17 protein-coding genes are annotated in these 15,692 nt (G+C 60.3%); 10 read left to right on the forward strand and 7 right to left on the reverse strand.

Features of this window, described 5'->3' with window-relative positions; translation table 11 throughout:
- Positions 1-65: 65 nt before the first annotated feature.
- Positions 66-1,379 carry a TRAP transporter large permease gene (locus tag BLW50_RS11280; RefSeq protein ID WP_090708992.1) on the reverse strand — a complete coding sequence of 438 codons (1,314 nt, stop codon included), beginning with the start codon at positions 1,377-1,379 and terminating at the stop codon, positions 66-68.
- Between the two features lie 13 nt (positions 1,380-1,392).
- Positions 1,393-1,812 (reverse strand): TRAP transporter small permease, encoded by a 420-nt coding sequence (locus tag BLW50_RS11285; RefSeq protein ID WP_170850110.1) that lies wholly within the window; start codon positions 1,810-1,812, stop codon positions 1,393-1,395.
- Between the two features lie 237 nt (positions 1,813-2,049).
- On the opposite strand from BLW50_RS11285, the gene BLW50_RS11290 reads away from it, so the two are divergent.
- The 8 genes from BLW50_RS11290 to BLW50_RS11325 all read left to right on the forward strand — a co-directional run bounded on the left by BLW50_RS11290 (position 2,050) and on the right by BLW50_RS11325 (position 9,372).
- Positions 2,050-2,826 (forward strand): GntR family transcriptional regulator, encoded by a 777-nt coding sequence (locus BLW50_RS11290; protein WP_090701906.1) that lies wholly within the window; start codon positions 2,050-2,052, stop codon positions 2,824-2,826.
- 190 nt (positions 2,827-3,016) lie between these two features.
- The gene (gene dctP / locus BLW50_RS11295; protein WP_170850111.1) at positions 3,017-4,135 is read left to right on the forward strand and encodes a TRAP transporter substrate-binding protein DctP; all 1,119 of its coding nucleotides are present in this window, start codon (positions 3,017-3,019) and stop codon (positions 4,133-4,135) included.
- 4 nt (positions 4,136-4,139) lie between these two features.
- Positions 4,140-4,418 carry a hypothetical protein gene (locus BLW50_RS11300; RefSeq protein ID WP_090701912.1) on the forward strand — a complete coding sequence of 93 codons (279 nt, stop codon included), beginning with the start codon at positions 4,140-4,142 and terminating at the stop codon, positions 4,416-4,418.
- Positions 4,419-4,439: 21 nt separating this feature from the next.
- On the forward strand, positions 4,440-5,258 hold the full coding sequence (locus tag BLW50_RS11305; protein ID WP_090701916.1) for a DODA-type extradiol aromatic ring-opening family dioxygenase: 819 nt from the start codon (positions 4,440-4,442) through the stop codon (positions 5,256-5,258).
- A gap of 10 nt (positions 5,259-5,268) precedes the next feature.
- A complete protein-coding gene (locus BLW50_RS11310) occupies positions 5,269-6,039 on the forward strand; it encodes a 2-keto-4-pentenoate hydratase (protein WP_090701918.1) in 771 nt (256 codons plus the stop codon).
- Positions 6,040-6,050: 11 nt separating this feature from the next.
- A complete protein-coding gene (locus BLW50_RS11315; RefSeq protein WP_090701921.1) occupies positions 6,051-6,986 on the forward strand; it encodes an acetaldehyde dehydrogenase (acetylating) in 936 nt (311 codons plus the stop codon).
- Complete coding sequence (dmpG, locus tag BLW50_RS11320; protein WP_090701923.1) at positions 6,979-8,010, forward strand: 4-hydroxy-2-oxovalerate aldolase; 1,032 nt, start codon at positions 6,979-6,981, stop codon at positions 8,008-8,010. The genes BLW50_RS11315 and dmpG overlap by 8 nt, the downstream gene beginning before the upstream one ends.
- Before the next feature lie 228 nt (positions 8,011-8,238).
- Positions 8,239-9,372 carry an LLM class flavin-dependent oxidoreductase gene (locus BLW50_RS11325; protein WP_090701927.1) on the forward strand — a complete coding sequence of 378 codons (1,134 nt, stop codon included), beginning with the start codon at positions 8,239-8,241 and terminating at the stop codon, positions 9,370-9,372.
- Positions 9,373-9,409: 37 nt separating this feature from the next.
- Here BLW50_RS11325 and BLW50_RS11330 read toward each other — a convergent pair whose 3' ends face one another.
- From BLW50_RS11330 to BLW50_RS11340, 3 genes are all read right to left on the reverse strand, one after another.
- Complete coding sequence (locus BLW50_RS11330; protein ID WP_090701930.1) at positions 9,410-10,387, reverse strand: Bug family tripartite tricarboxylate transporter substrate binding protein; 978 nt, start codon at positions 10,385-10,387, stop codon at positions 9,410-9,412.
- 109 nt (positions 10,388-10,496) lie between these two features.
- Positions 10,497-10,877 carry a hypothetical protein gene (locus BLW50_RS11335; protein WP_090701932.1) on the reverse strand — a complete coding sequence of 127 codons (381 nt, stop codon included), beginning with the start codon at positions 10,875-10,877 and terminating at the stop codon, positions 10,497-10,499.
- A 69-nt stretch (positions 10,878-10,946) separates the two neighbouring features.
- A complete protein-coding gene (locus BLW50_RS11340; protein WP_244544210.1) occupies positions 10,947-11,411 on the reverse strand; it encodes a DoxX family protein in 465 nt (154 codons plus the stop codon).
- Positions 11,412-11,874: 463 nt separating this feature from the next.
- Between BLW50_RS11340 and BLW50_RS11345 the strand changes: the two genes are divergently transcribed.
- Both BLW50_RS11345 and BLW50_RS11350 read left to right on the forward strand, forming a co-directional pair.
- Positions 11,875-12,429 (forward strand): helix-turn-helix domain-containing protein, encoded by a 555-nt coding sequence (locus tag BLW50_RS11345; protein WP_244544211.1) that lies wholly within the window; start codon positions 11,875-11,877, stop codon positions 12,427-12,429.
- 141 nt (positions 12,430-12,570) lie between these two features.
- Entirely contained in the window at positions 12,571-12,993 is a 423-nt protein-coding gene (locus BLW50_RS11350; protein ID WP_090701940.1) for a hypothetical protein, read from the forward strand.
- A gap of 78 nt (positions 12,994-13,071) precedes the next feature.
- On the opposite strand, the gene BLW50_RS30345 is transcribed toward BLW50_RS11350, so the two are convergent.
- Positions 13,072-13,773 (reverse strand): energy transducer TonB, encoded by a 702-nt coding sequence (locus BLW50_RS30345; RefSeq protein WP_139267576.1) that lies wholly within the window; start codon positions 13,771-13,773, stop codon positions 13,072-13,074.
- Positions 13,774-13,833: 60 nt separating this feature from the next.
- Entirely contained in the window at positions 13,834-15,495 is a 1,662-nt protein-coding gene (locus BLW50_RS11360) for a ShlB/FhaC/HecB family hemolysin secretion/activation protein (RefSeq protein WP_244544212.1), read from the reverse strand.
- Positions 15,496-15,692 lie beyond the last annotated feature (197 nt).

The raw sequence follows: 15,692 nt of genomic DNA on the forward strand, positions 1-15,692 counted from the left end.
GAATGCTCCATGCGTTTGAGCCACTGGCTCGCTACGACGAAGCAACGACGCAATCCAGCTACCGCTTAATGATAGCCGAACTGGTGCGGCAACCAGAGGGTGATGCTGGGGAAAGCGATCATCAGGGCGACGATCACCACTTCGGCGGCGAGGAACCAGAGCAGCCCACGGAAGATGGTCATCAGCGGCACCGTATCGCCGACCACGCTCTTGACCACGAAGGCCTGTAGGCCGATCGGCGGATGCAATAGGCCGATCATGATCAGCTTGATGACCAACATGCCGATCCAGACCAGATCGATATTGAGCTGTTTGCAAATCGGCACGATGATCGGCACGACGATTAGCAGAATGCCGATGCCTTCCAGGAACATGCCAAGCAGGATGATAACCGCGCTGATGATCAGCACGAAGCCAAGGGGCGACGGCGAATATTCAGCGACGACATTGCCGAGAAACGACGGCACGCCCGACATCGACATGAAGCGGGCGAACAGCGCCGCGCCGATGAAGATGAAGAAGATCGAGGCGGAGGCCGACGCTGATTCAACCAGGCTGCGCCACAAAACCAGCAAAGTCATCTGCCGCCGCACCATGGCGATGAGGAAAGCCAATGCAGCGCTGGCGGCGCCGGCTTCCGTCGGCGTCATCACGCCGCTGTAGATGCCGATGAAAACACCAGCGAACAGAACGGGCAGAGGCCAGGAGTCGCGCGTTGCCTCGCGCCGCTCCGCCACAGTGAAGTCGCGTTCGCCGACCGGCGCCAGCTCTGGATTGATCTTACAACGCACCACGATCATGATGCTGTAGATGAGCGCTGTGAGCAGGCCCGGAATGATGCCGGCCAGAAACAGCGCGGAGATCGAAGCTTCCGTCTCGATGCCATAGATAATGATGATGATGCTGGGCGGGATCAGCGCATCGATCGTGCCAGATGCCGCGACAACGGCTGTCGCCAGCGCCTTGTCGTAACGTCGTTGCAGCATTTCCGGGATGGCGATCTTGGCCATGACGGCGGTGACGGCAACACTGGAACCGGAAATCACGCCGAAAGCCGTGCCAGCCATATTGGTGGCGATGGCGAGGCCGCCCGGCACCCACCAGAACCACATGCGCAGCACCCGATAGACGGAAATGGTCATCCCGGAGTTGAAGGCGAAAGCCCCCATCAGAAAGAACATCGGCACGGCCGAGAGTGTCCAGCTCGCCGACAGATCAAACGGCATGCTGCCGATGGAGCCGAAAGCGGCATCCCAGCCGCGAATAAAGAAGATGCCGCCCACCGAGACGACGAAGAGCGCGACGGCGATGGGCATGCCAAGGCCGATGAAGGTCAGGAGCACCGCGATGCCGGCGAGACCGATCTGAGGATTTGTCACAGGAAATTCCGTTTCAGTGATGAGCAGCCGCAGCGGCACGTTGGCCGCCGGAACACAGGCGCAGAAGCACGGTCAGAAACATGCCGGCGCTACCGATGGGCACGAACCAACGGCTGAGCCAGACGGGAATGAGGAATTCGCCGGAGCGCCACATCTCGCCATCAAGCGTGCGCAGATAGGCCTCGCGGGCGCTGAACCAGACGAGCGCACCCATGCAGATGAGGATGATGACATCGACAAACATCTGCGCCAGCCAGCGCACGCGCATCGACATCAGATTCGTAAACACGTCGGCGGAGATATGCCCGGTGCTACGATCGATGGCGGCGAGTGGAAAAAACACTAGACTCACCATGTAATAGGCCGAAACGATCTCGATCGTGCCTTCCACCTGGGTGCCCAGGATAAAGCGACTGACCAGATCAGCGCTCACATGAACCATCATGAGTAGAGAAGAAATTGCCGCAATAGCAATAAGATAGCTACTCAGCCGGGCGACATGCCTGTCCAGCCACGATTTCACTTGGTGCCCCTCCCGTTCTAAGCGTATTAGAACAATAGTATAGGTATATATCACAATTCATCGAAACGGCTAGTCGCTCATCAACATTTGCAGGACTCAGATGATTGGGCGATAAGCAGCAACCGGACTTCTGGGGCTCTCAGTGTAATGTCAAAAGCTGCCATCAAACGTCGTGCGAAGTCAGCGGCTCCTTCGCGCCAGATCGAAGCACTGACGCGCATCGCGACCCCTATCTATATTCAGCTTGTTACGCTGTTCCGGCGCCGCATCGAAATTGGCGAGTGGGCGTTGAACCAGCAGATACCGACGCTGGACGAACTCGCCGAGGAACTCGGCGTCGCGCGCGCCACAGTCCGTCATGCCGTCGGCTTTCTCGAAAGCGAAGGCTTGATCGGCCGCTATCGCGGGCGCGGCACCTTCGTCCTGCGCAAACCCGAATCGGAAGTGTGGCTGGATATTCCCACCGAATGGGCGGAACTGACCGAAACGCGGCCCGGCATCGCGATGGAATGGCTCGATTGCGTTGTGGCCAAAGCGCCGCCCACGCCCTCGCACAGCGGCGGCCATGTCGCCGACGAGTATCAATTCCTGCGCCGCATCCATCGGCGCGGCAACGTGCCCTACCTGATCGCCAACAGTTACGTCGAGCGTAGCATTTTCAAAACCGTCGGTAAGAAGGGCTTCACCACCACAACACCGCTGCGCATCCTCAACGACCATCTCGGCAGCCGACTTGGACGCGCCGAGCAGACAGTGACGGTCGGATCGGCTGATGTGGAAGTGGCCGATCTGCTGAACGTGTCGATCAACTCGCCGATCGTGATTCTCAAGCGCTCGATTTTCGATCAGGACGAATGCCTGGTCTATGAATCCGAGGGCCTGCATCGCGGTGATTTCGTGCGCATGCGCGTGCGCCTGCGCTAACCGCGCAAACCCACCACGCCATTAATCCAATATCTTTCAATCACCTGCGAATGGGCTTCGCAGCAGCTTGCCACGCCCATAAGAGATAAAAGTATAGTCTTCTATAATTTTGTTGCATATGAGATCGGCGCGACTAAACTGCGCGCCCGAGACAACAAGACGAGACGACGAGAGATATGGGGAGGGGTCCATGAGGTTTCGCAGTCTGGTGAGATTGACGTTTGCGGCGTCTTGGGCGTTCGCCGCGTTCTGCACCACGAGCACCAGCGCCAAGGAGTTGGTCTTCGGCTCATGGGCGCCGACCAATCACGGCAGCAATTACGCGTTGGAACCGCTGTTCAAGACGATCCAGGAAAAGACCAAGGGCGACCTGACCTGGAAATTCGTGTCGGGCGGCCAGATCGTCAACCCGCGCAGCACCGGCCAGGCACTGCGCGACAATCTGATCGATGCCGGCATCATCTTGCCGACGGTCTACACCAAGGAACTGGCCGCCAATAACGCCATCTACAACCTGCTCGGCTTCGGCACAGACACGACGGCGATTGCCGGCGCGACGGTCGAGACCATCATGCTCAACTGCCCGCAATGCCTCGACGAATATCGCCGTATGGGCGCGACCTTCCTCGCCGGCTATGGCCCGACGCCTTATCGTCTGCTCTGTTCCAAGCCGGTGAAGGGGCCTGAAGACGTAAAGGGCGAGAAGGTGCAATCGCTTGGCACGGCGGCGCGTATCATCAAGGCGATGGGCGCGACACCGGTGACGCTCTCGCCCTCCGACAGCATTCCTGGCCTGCAGCGCGGCGCGCTGGGCTGCGTGCACGGCCCCTATGTCTGGGTGCGCATCTATGGGCTCGACGTCATTAAATCGATCATCGAAGCGCCTCTCGGCACGCCACGCGCCTTCGGCCTGTTCGTCATGAGCGGCGCGTCGTGGAAGAACCTGACGCCGGAGCAGAAGCAGCTCTTGTGGTCGGAAATGCCCAAGGCGACGGCGGCAGCGACGATCCGCGGCCATATCGTCGAAGATCAACACGCCATCGAGGAAGCTAAGAAACACGGCATCAGCTTCGTGCCCGGCAACTCGCTGAAGGCGGTGATGGACACGTTCAATGCCGAAGAAACCGGCATTGTTGCTGCGGAAGCCAAGTCGCTCGGCGTCAAGGATCCGGAAGCGCTCATCGCCAAGCACGTCGAACTGATCCGCAAATGGGAAGCCCTCACCAAGGACATCGGCCAGGACGAAGCGAAGTTCGCGGCGCTGCTGCAATCCGAGGTCTATTCCAAGATCGATCCGCTGAAGTGGTAAGGCGATGACTGAGACAGTGCGGCGGCGCGGCCTTGAGCGCTTTTTGTATCGCTACGACAAGGACGCAGATCTGCAACAGCGGCTTGATCAAGATCCCGCCTCGGTGGCGCGCGAATTCGCGCTTGCCGCCGAGGAGATCAGCGCTGTGGTCCGACGCGACGTCGCGCAACTTCTTACGTGGCACCTGCACCCACTGCTGATCCGCAACTTCGCCGGCTTTCAGAAGATCGACTATGTCGCTGAGTACCGCAAAGCCGGTTTTGACCCCGAGCGGTCGCACTGAGCCGTTCGACAGGAGAAAATCATGGCTGACATCGTCTGGAAAAGCTGCGTCTCCCACACGGCCGCCATGTTGCGCATGCCGCCGGGCACGGACGAGGCCCAGGCAAACCGTGTCTTTCAAGCTTTCGCGCATCTGCGCGACAGCCTGAAGGCGAGCCGGCCCGACGTTCTCGTCATCATCGCTACCGATCACATGATGACCTTCTCCTATGAAGCTGTGCCGGTCTTTGCCATCGGCACCGGCGCGGCGTTTCCTTCCTGGGGCGAGGCTGGCACGCCGGATCGGACCTTCAAAGGCATCGATGCGTTCGGCGACGATATCGTCAAACGCATGATCGACAGCGCCTTCGATGTGGTCTCGGTGGCCGAGATGAAGCTCGATCACGCGTTCGGCTGCCCGCTCAGCTTCCTGATGAAGGATCTCGATATCCCGCTGCTGCCGATCTATGTGAATTGCACGGTGCCGCCGCTCCCCAGCCACGCGCGCTGTCGCGCCTTCGGCAGGGCGCTCGGCGAAGCGCTGCGCGGACAATCGATCGCGCAACGCATCGCGATTGTTGGCACGGGCGGCATCAGCCATTGGGTCGGCCTGCCGCAGACCGGGTTGATCAATGAGACCTTCGACCAGGATTTCCTGCGCCTGTTTGAAGCCGGCGAGCTTGATGCCATCGTCGATCTCGACTCGGACAAAGTGATCGCTGAGGCCGGCAATGGCGCAGCGGAAATTCGCAATTGGCTGATCGCGGCTGCGGCTGCGCAAGCCAGCAAAGGCACGCGCCTGGCCTATGAGCCGGTTAGCGCCTGGAAAACTGGCATCGGTCTCGTCGAGCTTTCATCATAAGGGTAGAACCATGTCGGTTATCGAGACGACGGCACGCAACCTCATCGCCGCCTATGGCCAGACGCCGATCGCGCCGGTGCGCGAAAAGCTGAACGGCATCCCCGAGGCCTATGCGGTGCAGCAGGAAACCGTGCGCGACTGGCTCGCCAAAGGCCGCCGCATCGCCGGCCGCAAGATCGGCCTCACCGCCAAGGCGGTGCAGCAGCAGCTCGGAGTCGACGAGCCCGACTACGGCGTCATTTTCGCCGACATGGTGGTGCGCCATGGCGGCGAAGTGGCGAAAGACACGGTCTTGCAACCGCGGATCGAAGCGGAAATCGCCTTCGTGCTCAAGCACGATCTCTCCGGCAGCGCCGTCACGCCGGAAGATGTGATCGCTGCCACCGACTATGTCTGCCCTGCCCTGGAAATTTGCGGCAGCCGCATCGCCGATTGGAACATCAAGATCGAAGACACGGTGGCCGACAATGCCTCCGCCGGCCTGATCGTGCTGGGCGAAAAGCGCTCGACCGCCGATCTCGCGCTACTGCCTCAGATCGCCATGCAGCTTTCGCACAATGGCACTGTCACTGTCGAAGGGCGTGGCGAAGCCTGTCTCGGCAACCCGGCGATCGCCGTCGCCTGGCTGGCCCAAGCACTCGCGCGTTATGGCGAAGGCCTGAAGGCTGGCGACATTGTCATGAGCGGCGCACTGGCGCGCATGCTGCCGGCCAGCCCCGGCGACACGTTCGACGCAGACTTCGGCGCTTTCGGAAGCGTCAAAGTCTCCTTCGCGCGCTGATCGGAGCGGACATGGGACAGATCAAAGTCGCGATCATCGGCTCCGGCAATATCGGCACCGACCTGATGGTCAAGATCATGCGTCACGGGGCTCCGCTTGAGATGGCGATGCTCGTCGGCATCGATCCGGCCTCCGAAGGACTGGCGCGGGCCGGCCGGCTTGGCGTCGCCCATACGGCACACGGCATCGATGGCTTGCTTGAAAGCCCTGACTTCAAGGATATCCGCATTGTTTTCGATGCGACGTCAGCCGGCGCGCACCAGCGCCATGCCGATCTCCTGCGGCCCCACAGCAAGATCCTGATCGATCTGACGCCGGCGGCACTCGGCCCCTTCGTCGTGCCCGTGGTCAATCTTGAGGCGCATGTCCATAGTGACAATCTCAACATGGTGACCTGCGGCGGCCAGGCAACGATCCCCATCGTCGCGGCGGTGAATTCGCAATCACCTGTCGTCTATGCGGAAATCGTTGCCTCCATCGCTTCGAAATCCGCCGGCCCTGGCACGCGCGCCAATATCGATGAATTCACCGAAACGACGGCGCGTGCCATCGAGCAGATCGGCGGCGCCCAGCGTGGCAAAGCGATCATCATTCTCAATCCGGCGGAGCCGCCGGTGCTGATGCGCGACACCGTCTATTGCCTGACGCGCGACGGCGAGCCAGATCAGATTGCTCGCGCTGTCGAAGACATGGTCGCCAAGGTCGCCGCCTATGTGCCGGGCTATCGGCTGAAGCAGAGCGTGCAGTTCGAACGCATCAGCAACAACAGTCCGGTGCGCATTCCCGGCGTCGGCGATGTCAGCGGCCTGAAAACCTCGGTGTTTCTGGAAGTCGAGGGGGCGGCGCACTACCTGCCCTCCTATGCCGGCAATCTCGACATCATGACCAGCGCCGCGATGACGACGGCGCGCAATCTGGCTCTGCGACTGGAGGCGAACCATGCCTGATTTCAACCCGTCGCGAACGGTCTATGTGCAGGACGTCACCTTGCGCGATGGCATGCATGCCATCCGCCACCGCTATACGGTCGACCAGGTGCGCCAGATCGCCCAGGCTCTGGATCGCGCCGGCGTCTCGGCCATTGAGATCGCCCATGGCGATGGCCTCTCGGGCAGCAGTTTCAATTATGGCTTTGGCGAGCGCACCGATCTCGACTGGATCGAGGCGACAGCAGGCGCGGTCAAACAAGCTGTCGTCACCACGCTGCTTATTCCCGGCATCGGCACGATCCACGACCTCAAGGATGCCTATGCCGCCGGCGCGCGCTCCGTGCGCGTCGCCACCCATTGCAGCGAGGCTGATGTCGCCGCCCAGCATATCGAGGCTGCCCGCAAACTCGGCATGGATGTCTCCGGCTTCCTCATGATGTCGCATATGCTGGAACCGCTGAGGCTGGCTGGCCAAGCGAAGCTGATGGAAAGCTACGGCGCCCATTGCGTCTATGTGGTCGATTCCGGCGGCGCCCTCACCATGGCCGGCGTGGCGGAGCGGTTCCAGCGTTTCAACGACATCCTCAAGCCGGAAACCCAAACCGGCATGCACGCCCATCAAAACCTGTCGCTTGGCGTCGCCAATACGATCACGGCGCTGGAACTGGGCGCCACCCGCGTCGATGCGAGCCTCGCCGGCATGGGCGCCGGCGCCGGCAATGCGCCGCTCGAAGCCTTGATCGCTGTGATGGAACGCTATGGCTTTGCCAATGGCTGCGACCTCTTCGCCCTGATGGATGCGGCGGAAGATCTCGTGCGCCCCCTGCAAGACCGGGCCGTTCGGGTGGACCGGGAAACGCTCAGCCTCGGCTATGCCGGTGTCTATTCCAGCTTTCTGCGCCATGCGGAAAATGCCGCAGCGACCCACGGGCTAGATGTACGCTCGATCCTCGTCGAACTCGGCCGGCGTCGCATGGTCGGTGGCCAGGAGGATATGATCGTCGACGTGGCGCTTGATCTCGCAAAAGCGCGGGAAGCCTGATCGAAAAATCGCCGCTATCGGCAATGCGTGCGATCTATAGCTCATCGCGTTGCAATTAAACGTCGTGATAGCAGGCGCAGCTGTTCATCAAGCGGGCGGTTGGGGGCGAATAAGCCACGTACCCCTGCCCCTTGACCGCACTTTTCCCATCGTTCAATGAGGTACGAAGGGTACCTCGTGTCACCGAACAAGGCGCTGGGCGCATAAGAACCAGGCGGAGGAAGATCGATGGATGCCGCATCCCATCAGCGCAAACGCAATGCGATGTACAACGGCAATGCGCTGAAGATCGGCCTTTTCGGCGCCAATTGCTCATCCGGCCGCGCCGTCACCCAGATCGCCGAGCGGTGGACAGGCAATTGGCCTGACAATCGCAAACTGGCGCAGCTCGCCGACAATGCCGGCCTCGACTTCATGCTACCGATCGCCCGCTGGAAGGGCTATGGCGGTGATACCGATTATCAAGGCACCACGCTGGAAACGGTCACATGGGCGACGGCGCTCCTGTCGGCGACCAAGCACATCACCGTTTTCGGCACCGTGCATGCGCCGTTGTTCCATCCGATCATCGCGGCGAAGGAATATGTAACGGCCGATCTGGTTGGCGCGGGCCGCTTCGGGCTCAATCTCGTCGTCGGCTGGAACCAGGACGAGTTCGACATGTTCGGCGTCAGCCAACGCGAGCACGATGCCCGCTATTCCTACGGCCAGGAATGGATCGACGCTGTGAAAATGGCCTGGAGCGACGCCGAGGATTTCAATTTCGACGGCGATTTCATCAAACTCAAGAATGTACGAGCCAAACCGAAACCTTTCGGCGGCTCACAGCCGATGATTATGAATGCCGGCTCCTCTGGAGCGGGCCGTGCTTTCGCGCTGAGAAATTGCAATGCCTTCTTCACCAATGCGCCGAAAGATGAACCTGATGAAATCCGGCGGCACGTGCAGTCCGTCAAGGAGGAGGCCGCGAAAATCGGCCGCGAGATCGATGTTTACACTGTCGGCGTCATCACCTGCCGTCCCACAGCGAAGGAAGCCGAGGACTATTATCGCTACGCCGTCATCGAGAATGCCGACTGGTCGGCCGTCGATTCAATCCTGGCCAAGCGCCGCATCACGCCGCAATCCTGGGGCGAGATCGAATTCCAGAAGGAACGCCTGCATACCGCCAACGGCATGGGTGGCCTGCCGATCATCGGCGATCCTGACATGGTCGCCCGGCAGCTCATCGAGATGAGCCGCGCCGGTCTGCGCGGCGTTGGCGCCTCCTTCATCAACTATCTTGAGGAGTTGCCATACTTTTGTGCCGAAGTACTGCCGCGACTGGAGAAGGCCGGGATACGCATACCGATTGATCGGTGACGATCGTATAGTCCGGGAGATCGGGCATCATCCCGTCTCAGTTCATCGTGATGCCGCTCTCGCGCAGGATCGGTTCCCATTTCTGCCGCTCCGTCTTGACAAAGGTGGCGAACTCCTCGGGAGTCGAATTGACGGTGACGATGCCCAGGGGCAGCAGCTTGTCCTGAATGACCTTGTCCTGAGTGGCGTGGACCACCGCCTTCTGGACTTTGTCGACGATGCCGCTGGGAGTGCCCGTTGGCGCGACGACGCCGACCCAGGTCGACATTTCGCCGATATCCCTCAAGCCAGGTGTTTCACTTAATGGCTTGAGATCCGGCAAGGATGCCAACGTCCTGTTATTGAGCTTGGCGAGGGCGCGCAGCTTGCCGTCCTGGATGAGAGGCAGATGCGGCGCAACGCCATCGACCGCATAGTCGATGCTGCCGTCGAGCAGGCCCTGAACGACATCGGAACTGCCCTTGAAAGGCACGAACACCGCGTCGATTCCAGCCATCTTGTTGAAGAGCACGCCGGCGAGCCGGGTCGGAATGATACCGCCGCCGTAATTGAGTTTGCCGGGATTGGCCCGCCCTTTGGCAATCAACTCCTCAACAGTCTTGGGACCACCGGCCGGGACAACGAGGATCGAGGTGTTGACTGCAGCCATGGAGATCGTGGTGAAGTCCTCGACCTTGTAGGTAAGATTGCTCGTCGTGATTGGATTCATCACGAGCGTCGTATCCATCGCCATCAGCAGCGTGTAGCCGTCGGGCTGGGCGCTGGCGACCACTGCGGCCCCGATGGCGGAATTAGCGCCCGGTCGATTTTCAATGACAACGCCTGTTTTCCATTGCTCGGAAAGGTTCTGCCCGAGGAAGCGGGCAATCACATCGGTGGGACCGCCGGCCGGGAACGGCACGACGATCTTCACGGGGCGATCGGGATAAGACGCGATGACACTTTGCGCGCTAACATCCTGCAAAGTGATCGGGGCGGCGACAATGACGGCGGCCAGAGCCCAGGCTCGTTTCATTCTTTCCTCCCAGATGCGCTATCTTGCGGCGTTTGTAACACACTAGAACATCTCGAAATCGGCGCAAGGGAGCGGTGAAGGATTCGCATTTTCCCGGCTGAGTGGATGATCAATCGCCACCGCTAGGCTTCTTTCCAGAAGGCGTGCCATCTGGGTTCATGCCGTAACGGCGGTAGAGCGCCTGTTCGTCGTGCGCCAGTTGAGCATCCATGCGCGCGGCGGCGCTTCTCGCCAATGCGTTTCGAGCAGCCAGTCCAACTGGCGCTTTGATAAAGCTGGAAATCCCGGTCGGATCGGCTGATGCCGCGAGGCTCGCCGCGCCTTGAGCGGCCCCTAAAGCTACGGCTTCCGCATTGAGCTGCTTTTCCAGCGTTCTCGTTTCGTTAGAAAAATTCGAACCCTGAAAACTGGATTGAGAACTCTGGCAAGCCGCCAGCCCGAAGGCCGCAAAAGATACGAAAGCGATACGAAGTCCGTCGTTCCCGAACATGTTCTTAGATCCTCCGCGCGAGAACACAACGTCAGCGAATTACGCTGACGTGCGCCCTTCCCCCCTTGTTTAGTTTCTTCGGCCAGATGCGTAAGTCACGGTCATTAGGGCGCCAACCACGGTGATGTGTTCCATCGCCACGTGAAATTCCATGGTTCTTAGGGGCTCCTCCATCGTCCAAAAATGGTGGGCGATAGGAATGGTCAGAATGGTGAACACAGCCAGGACTCCAGCTCCCAGCCATGTCCAGCGGTCGAGGATGATCAGCAATGAACCGCTGAGCAAAATGACGACAGTGACAAAGTAAAACAGCCATGCCGGCTCCAAGCCGAAACGCGACATTTCGGCGAGCCCTGTATTGAAGTCGATCAACTTCGCCAGTCCGCTCGACCAGAACATGAAGGTGAAAACGACTCTGGCAAGAAAACCGAACCATGCAGCGTACAGAATGGCAGCGGCGCCACTGACCACGCCTGATGTAGACGCCGGGCTTCCGTCTCGCGTGGCCGTTTTCGAAATTTCAATGCTCATCATAAACCCATCCCTGTTTTCCGATTAAATTGATCAATGCTGGACAAAGCTTCGCCGGCGACGGGCGCGCGCACGCCCGAAGGATGAAAAATCAATTGTGTCGCTTGACGTCCCGCCCCCGCCGTCAGGTACGGCGCAGATGTCCCACAAGCCTCCTCTGGCCGCCTGCGTTCCAGACCGCCGAGATGAACCTCCGAATGAGGATCAACCTTGATTCAGCTGTAGCGGCTCCCACCCTGAGCCCGAAGGGACAATTAGCTACAATTCTTCGGCTAATTTTCTGGGGAGCCTCGGCCTCTCCGGAGGGTATGGCGCTGGCGCGATCGAATTCGAAGAATGGGCAAGCGTGACAATTATCCGACCAGGGCTCCGCAAACTGGCGGAAGACTGAAGACGCAACCGCTGATTGCGGTCTCCCGCATTTAAAGCCTAAAATGAAGCTTCCTCATCATCGGAAAGCCGCCTCGTGAAGAACGCCAAGACAACACTCCCCTCCAAGGAAGACATGGATGACGCGCTGTCTCTCGACTTGTTTTCGGAGGTAGCGCTCGATCAGGAACAGCGCGCCGTGCTCGCGTCGGATGTGTCATGGCTTGAATATCGCGCCGAATTTCGCCGGCACATGATCAAGGGCGGCTTTCTGAAGCATCCCTGGCGCAGCATCTTCGAGGCCGACATGATCTTCACCCTGATCGGCCACAAATGGCTGCAGGGAGAGATACTAACAGTGAAGCAAGTGGCGACCTATTTCGAAGCCTTCACCAGCGATGTCACCATCACCCGACATATCGACGACATGGTCGCTTCCGGCACGCTTGTGCGCACACCCGACCCCAAGGATCGCCGGCGCTTGCACCTAATTCCGACCCAGCGCCTTTTCGAGATTGGCAGGATCTTTCTGCAAGCGCGCAAGGACATCGCCCGCAAACATGGCTTCGTCTACGATCCAGAACGCGCCAAGGCAGAACAACACTCCATGGACGCCGCGCCGTTCCCGCTGCCAAATGAGCCTGCTTCATAAGGCCAGATCGCGCGCGCAACTATCGGTTTGCTTCGGTCAGCGCAATGTAAATTGACCGACAAATTGCAATCAATACGGTTTGATCCCGAATATCCCAGCCAATAGCAATGATCTTATTCCAACAATTGGGGGGGAAAGATCATGCTGAAATATTTAATCGTATGCGCATCCATGTTCGCAATTACCGCATCCCCGTCCATGGCGGTGGCCGACGATGTCGGCCTGTCCGCGGCGGAGAGAGCGGCCAACATCAAGGCTTATGCGAAACGTAAAGCACAGGGACTGGAAGAACCATCTCGCGGCAGCCGTAGGGCGGCTCAGCAACAGCCTCGCCAGCAACAGCAGCAAACGGCGCAACGCAACGGCCAGAGGTGCGAAGAGGCCATGAGAAACGCCCAAGCAACAGCAACGGGAACGGCTGTCTTCTCGGGCATCGTCGGCCTCATACCCTTTGGCGGATCGGCGGCCGGCATCGCAAGTGCGGCCACCGGCATGGGTGCGGCGGCAGCAGGCGCAATCGCCCGCCAGAATTCCGCAGCCGCCATGCAGCAAAACTGTTTATGAGCACTTTTCAGCCACCAATGTATCACGCGACGTCAAAAACATGGACTTTGAAAAAAGCCGGAACGCTCTCCTTTGGGCTTATTTTTTCCTCCCATAACCGACGACGAGGGTGACGGTCATCTCCCGTGGCGGCGGCTCGAAGGGAGCGCAGATCCGGGCGGTGGCGAGCGCACTAGCGTCGAGCTTCGGCTGGCCGCTGCTCGCCGCGATGACTAGGGTGCCGGGCTTGATCTGCCCATCAGGAGCAAGCCTGAAGGACACCGTGGCATTGCCTTGCAAGCCGGCTCTGCGGCCTTCGCTCGGATAGACGAGATTGGCTTGAACCTTTCTGGTCAGGCGTTTGATGTATTCGCGAAGGCGATCGGCTTCGCGATCACGCTCGGCTTGAAGGATCCGCGCCTCCTGCTGCTCGTCGGGATCGTCTGTCGGGGGCGCCTGTGTCAGCACCGACTGCGGCTCGGGCCGCGCTGAAGTTTGCGGCTGAGGTTCCGGCGGCTTGTCGCCGGCCTCGTCCGGTGGTTCGGGCGGCGGTGCGTGTTGTTGCTGCTGCTGTTGTTGCGACTCTGGCGGCTGTTGTCGCTGTTGCGGCGGCTTGGGCGCCTGTTGCTCGGTCCGTTCCTCGACTTGTTGATCGGAGACCGCGCCCTGCAACTCGATGGCCAGCGTCGGCAGTTCGTCGGGCAGCCGCTCCACCGGGCTCTGCACCACAAACGGCAGCGCCAGCACCGAATGCAGCGCCAGCGAGGCGGCGAAGGCATACCCGATCAGCATCCGTTTCATGACGCTTCCCGACGGGCTGGTCTCCGCCTCGCTCTCATCGCGTGGCGGGGCCGCGGCGCATCAGAATGTAAAGCCCACCTGCAGCAGGACCTTGGTGCGCTTATCATAGCTGAGCGCGCCGCCGCTTCCGCCATAGCTGTGCGCGGCCTGCGCCTTGAGCAACAATTGCCGCCCCGGCGAATATTCGTAGGTGGCATAATAGCCGATGCCGACGTCGTTGAGCCGGGTATAGGCTCTTTGAGTGGTGGTGTAGGACGGATTCGCGATCCACACAGCACCGACATCAGTGAACAGGCCGAGCGCATGGCTGTAGCCGTTGAAGCCTGGCAGCGCATATTTCAGTTCGGGCGTGATCAGATAACCATGATCTCCGGCCAGGCCCTCGTCGAACGAGCGCACGCCCCAGAAGCCTGTGAGGCCGAACTGCTCGCTGGAATCCAGGTTCCCCGACAGCGACCGCTGCGCGCGGACCGTCGTGTTCAGCGACAGGTTTTCCAGGAGGGCCAGCGTCGAGGTCGCCTGCAGATTGAGTTTGGAGAAGCCCCCCGCGGTGTCGACGCCGAGCCGGTTCGTGGCAAGCTGGGCAGGATCGGGGAAGTTCACCCGGCCCACGGTCAACGACAGCGTCGCGTTGGTGAACCACGGCAGGCCAAGAAGGCTGTCCTGGGCCTCGCGGGTGACTGCGATGATTCCCTCATCAATCACGCGATGGGAGAGAGAAAGACCGAGGATGTTGTCATTGAGCGATTTGTGCGTGTAGTTGGCCGAGACATAAATGCTCTCGTCCCGCTGGCGTTTAATCGCATAGGTCAGCGTTCCGGCTATGCCGTTAGCGGTGCCAGTGGCATCGAGGTTCTGATAGATGCCACCGAGTTTATAAGTGGTGCGAAACGCACTGATCTCGGCGCGAAGCCCATCAGAACCAAGCGGCATCGAATAAGCAACGCGGCCGTTTTTGAGTTTGGCGTTCTCCGACAAAATGCCATAGGCTGACAACCGATCCCCGAAGCCAAACGGCGAATTAAGGTTGAAGCCAGCGCTGAGACGGTTGCGCCCGGTGTAGGGCGAACCATAATTGTCGCCGAGCAGGTAGCCGTCGACGCGGCGGCCTTCCGGCACGCCGAACACGAAATCGGAGGTTTCCGGCGCCTTGCCTGGGCCTATCGCGATGCGTGGCACGCCGGCGCCGGCAAGGTCCGACATCAGCAGCATGGCACGCTCAAGCCGATCCTTATGGATATAGGTCTCGTTCTTGAGCGCGCTGTCGAGCACACTTTGCATGTACTGGTCGCGCACCAGAGACTCGTTCTTGAGCGTCACCGCGCCATATTTACCGGGCACGATCTTGATTTGCAGCGTGCCGCTTGTGGCGTTCTGCGCCGGCACATAGGCCTTGGCGACGAGATAGCCCTCGGTGCGATACAGCGTGGTGATCTTGTCCGCAGCCTCGTAAATCTCGGCAATGGTGAGCTTGCGGCCTTCGTAGGGCGCGAGAAGCGCCTGCGTCTGCGCCTCGTTAACGAGCTGCGGTCCTTCCAACTTAAAACGCCGAACGAACAGCCTCTCCTTGTCCTTGAGGACGAAGGGCGGTTCTACCAACATAGGCAATATCGGCGTGCCAACGCGCGGCTGCGGCGCGGCGTTACGCGTCGCCTCGGACTGGCGCACCGCATCGCCGATGTTAAACGGCAGTGTCTGCGCAAAGGCCTGAGGCGTAGCCAAGAGCGCGCCCACCGCAACGGGCAGCATATGCCGTGCCGATGACGTCCACGATGTCCGTACCGCGCCGCTGGTGCGCCGCCTGCGGCGCAGCGCGCAATGATCCGATCCCACCACCTCAGCCCCTTTAATCTGCCGGCAGCCCACCGGCCCCTAACGCCGTTCCGCAGGCGCGGAACGCTTTGATCTGTCTGATGGCA

The organism is Beijerinckia sp. 28-YEA-48, from assembly GCF_900104955.1.
GTDB lineage: Bacteria > Pseudomonadota > Alphaproteobacteria > Rhizobiales > Beijerinckiaceae > Terripilifer.

Excerpts from the sequence above, each read along its gene's own strand:
- BLW50_RS11290 (WP_090701906.1), top strand. The coding sequence starts at position 2,050 with ATGTCAAAAGCTGCCATCAAACGTCGTGCGAAGTCAGCGGCTCCTTCG.
- dctP (WP_170850111.1), top strand. The coding sequence starts at position 3,017 with ATGAGGTTTCGCAGTCTGGTGAGATTGACGTTTGCGGCGTCTTGGGCG.
- BLW50_RS11300 (WP_090701912.1), top strand. The coding sequence starts at position 4,140 with ATGACTGAGACAGTGCGGCGGCGCGGCCTTGAGCGCTTTTTGTATCGC.
- BLW50_RS11305 (WP_090701916.1), top strand. The coding sequence starts at position 4,440 with ATGGCTGACATCGTCTGGAAAAGCTGCGTCTCCCACACGGCCGCCATG.
- BLW50_RS11310 (WP_090701918.1), top strand. The coding sequence starts at position 5,269 with ATGTCGGTTATCGAGACGACGGCACGCAACCTCATCGCCGCCTATGGC.
- BLW50_RS11315 (WP_090701921.1), top strand. The coding sequence starts at position 6,051 with ATGGGACAGATCAAAGTCGCGATCATCGGCTCCGGCAATATCGGCACC.
- dmpG (WP_090701923.1), top strand. The coding sequence starts at position 6,979 with ATGCCTGATTTCAACCCGTCGCGAACGGTCTATGTGCAGGACGTCACC.
- BLW50_RS11325 (WP_090701927.1), top strand. The coding sequence starts at position 8,239 with ATGGATGCCGCATCCCATCAGCGCAAACGCAATGCGATGTACAACGGC.
- BLW50_RS11330 (WP_090701930.1), bottom strand. The coding sequence starts at position 10,387 with ATGAAACGAGCCTGGGCTCTGGCCGCCGTCATTGTCGCCGCCCCGATC.
- BLW50_RS11335 (WP_090701932.1), bottom strand. The coding sequence starts at position 10,877 with ATGTTCGGGAACGACGGACTTCGTATCGCTTTCGTATCTTTTGCGGCC.
- BLW50_RS11340 (WP_244544210.1), bottom strand. The coding sequence starts at position 11,411 with ATGATGAGCATTGAAATTTCGAAAACGGCCACGCGAGACGGAAGCCCG.
- BLW50_RS11350 (WP_090701940.1), top strand. The coding sequence starts at position 12,571 with ATGCTGAAATATTTAATCGTATGCGCATCCATGTTCGCAATTACCGCA.
- BLW50_RS30345 (WP_139267576.1), bottom strand. The coding sequence starts at position 13,773 with ATGAAACGGATGCTGATCGGGTATGCCTTCGCCGCCTCGCTGGCGCTG.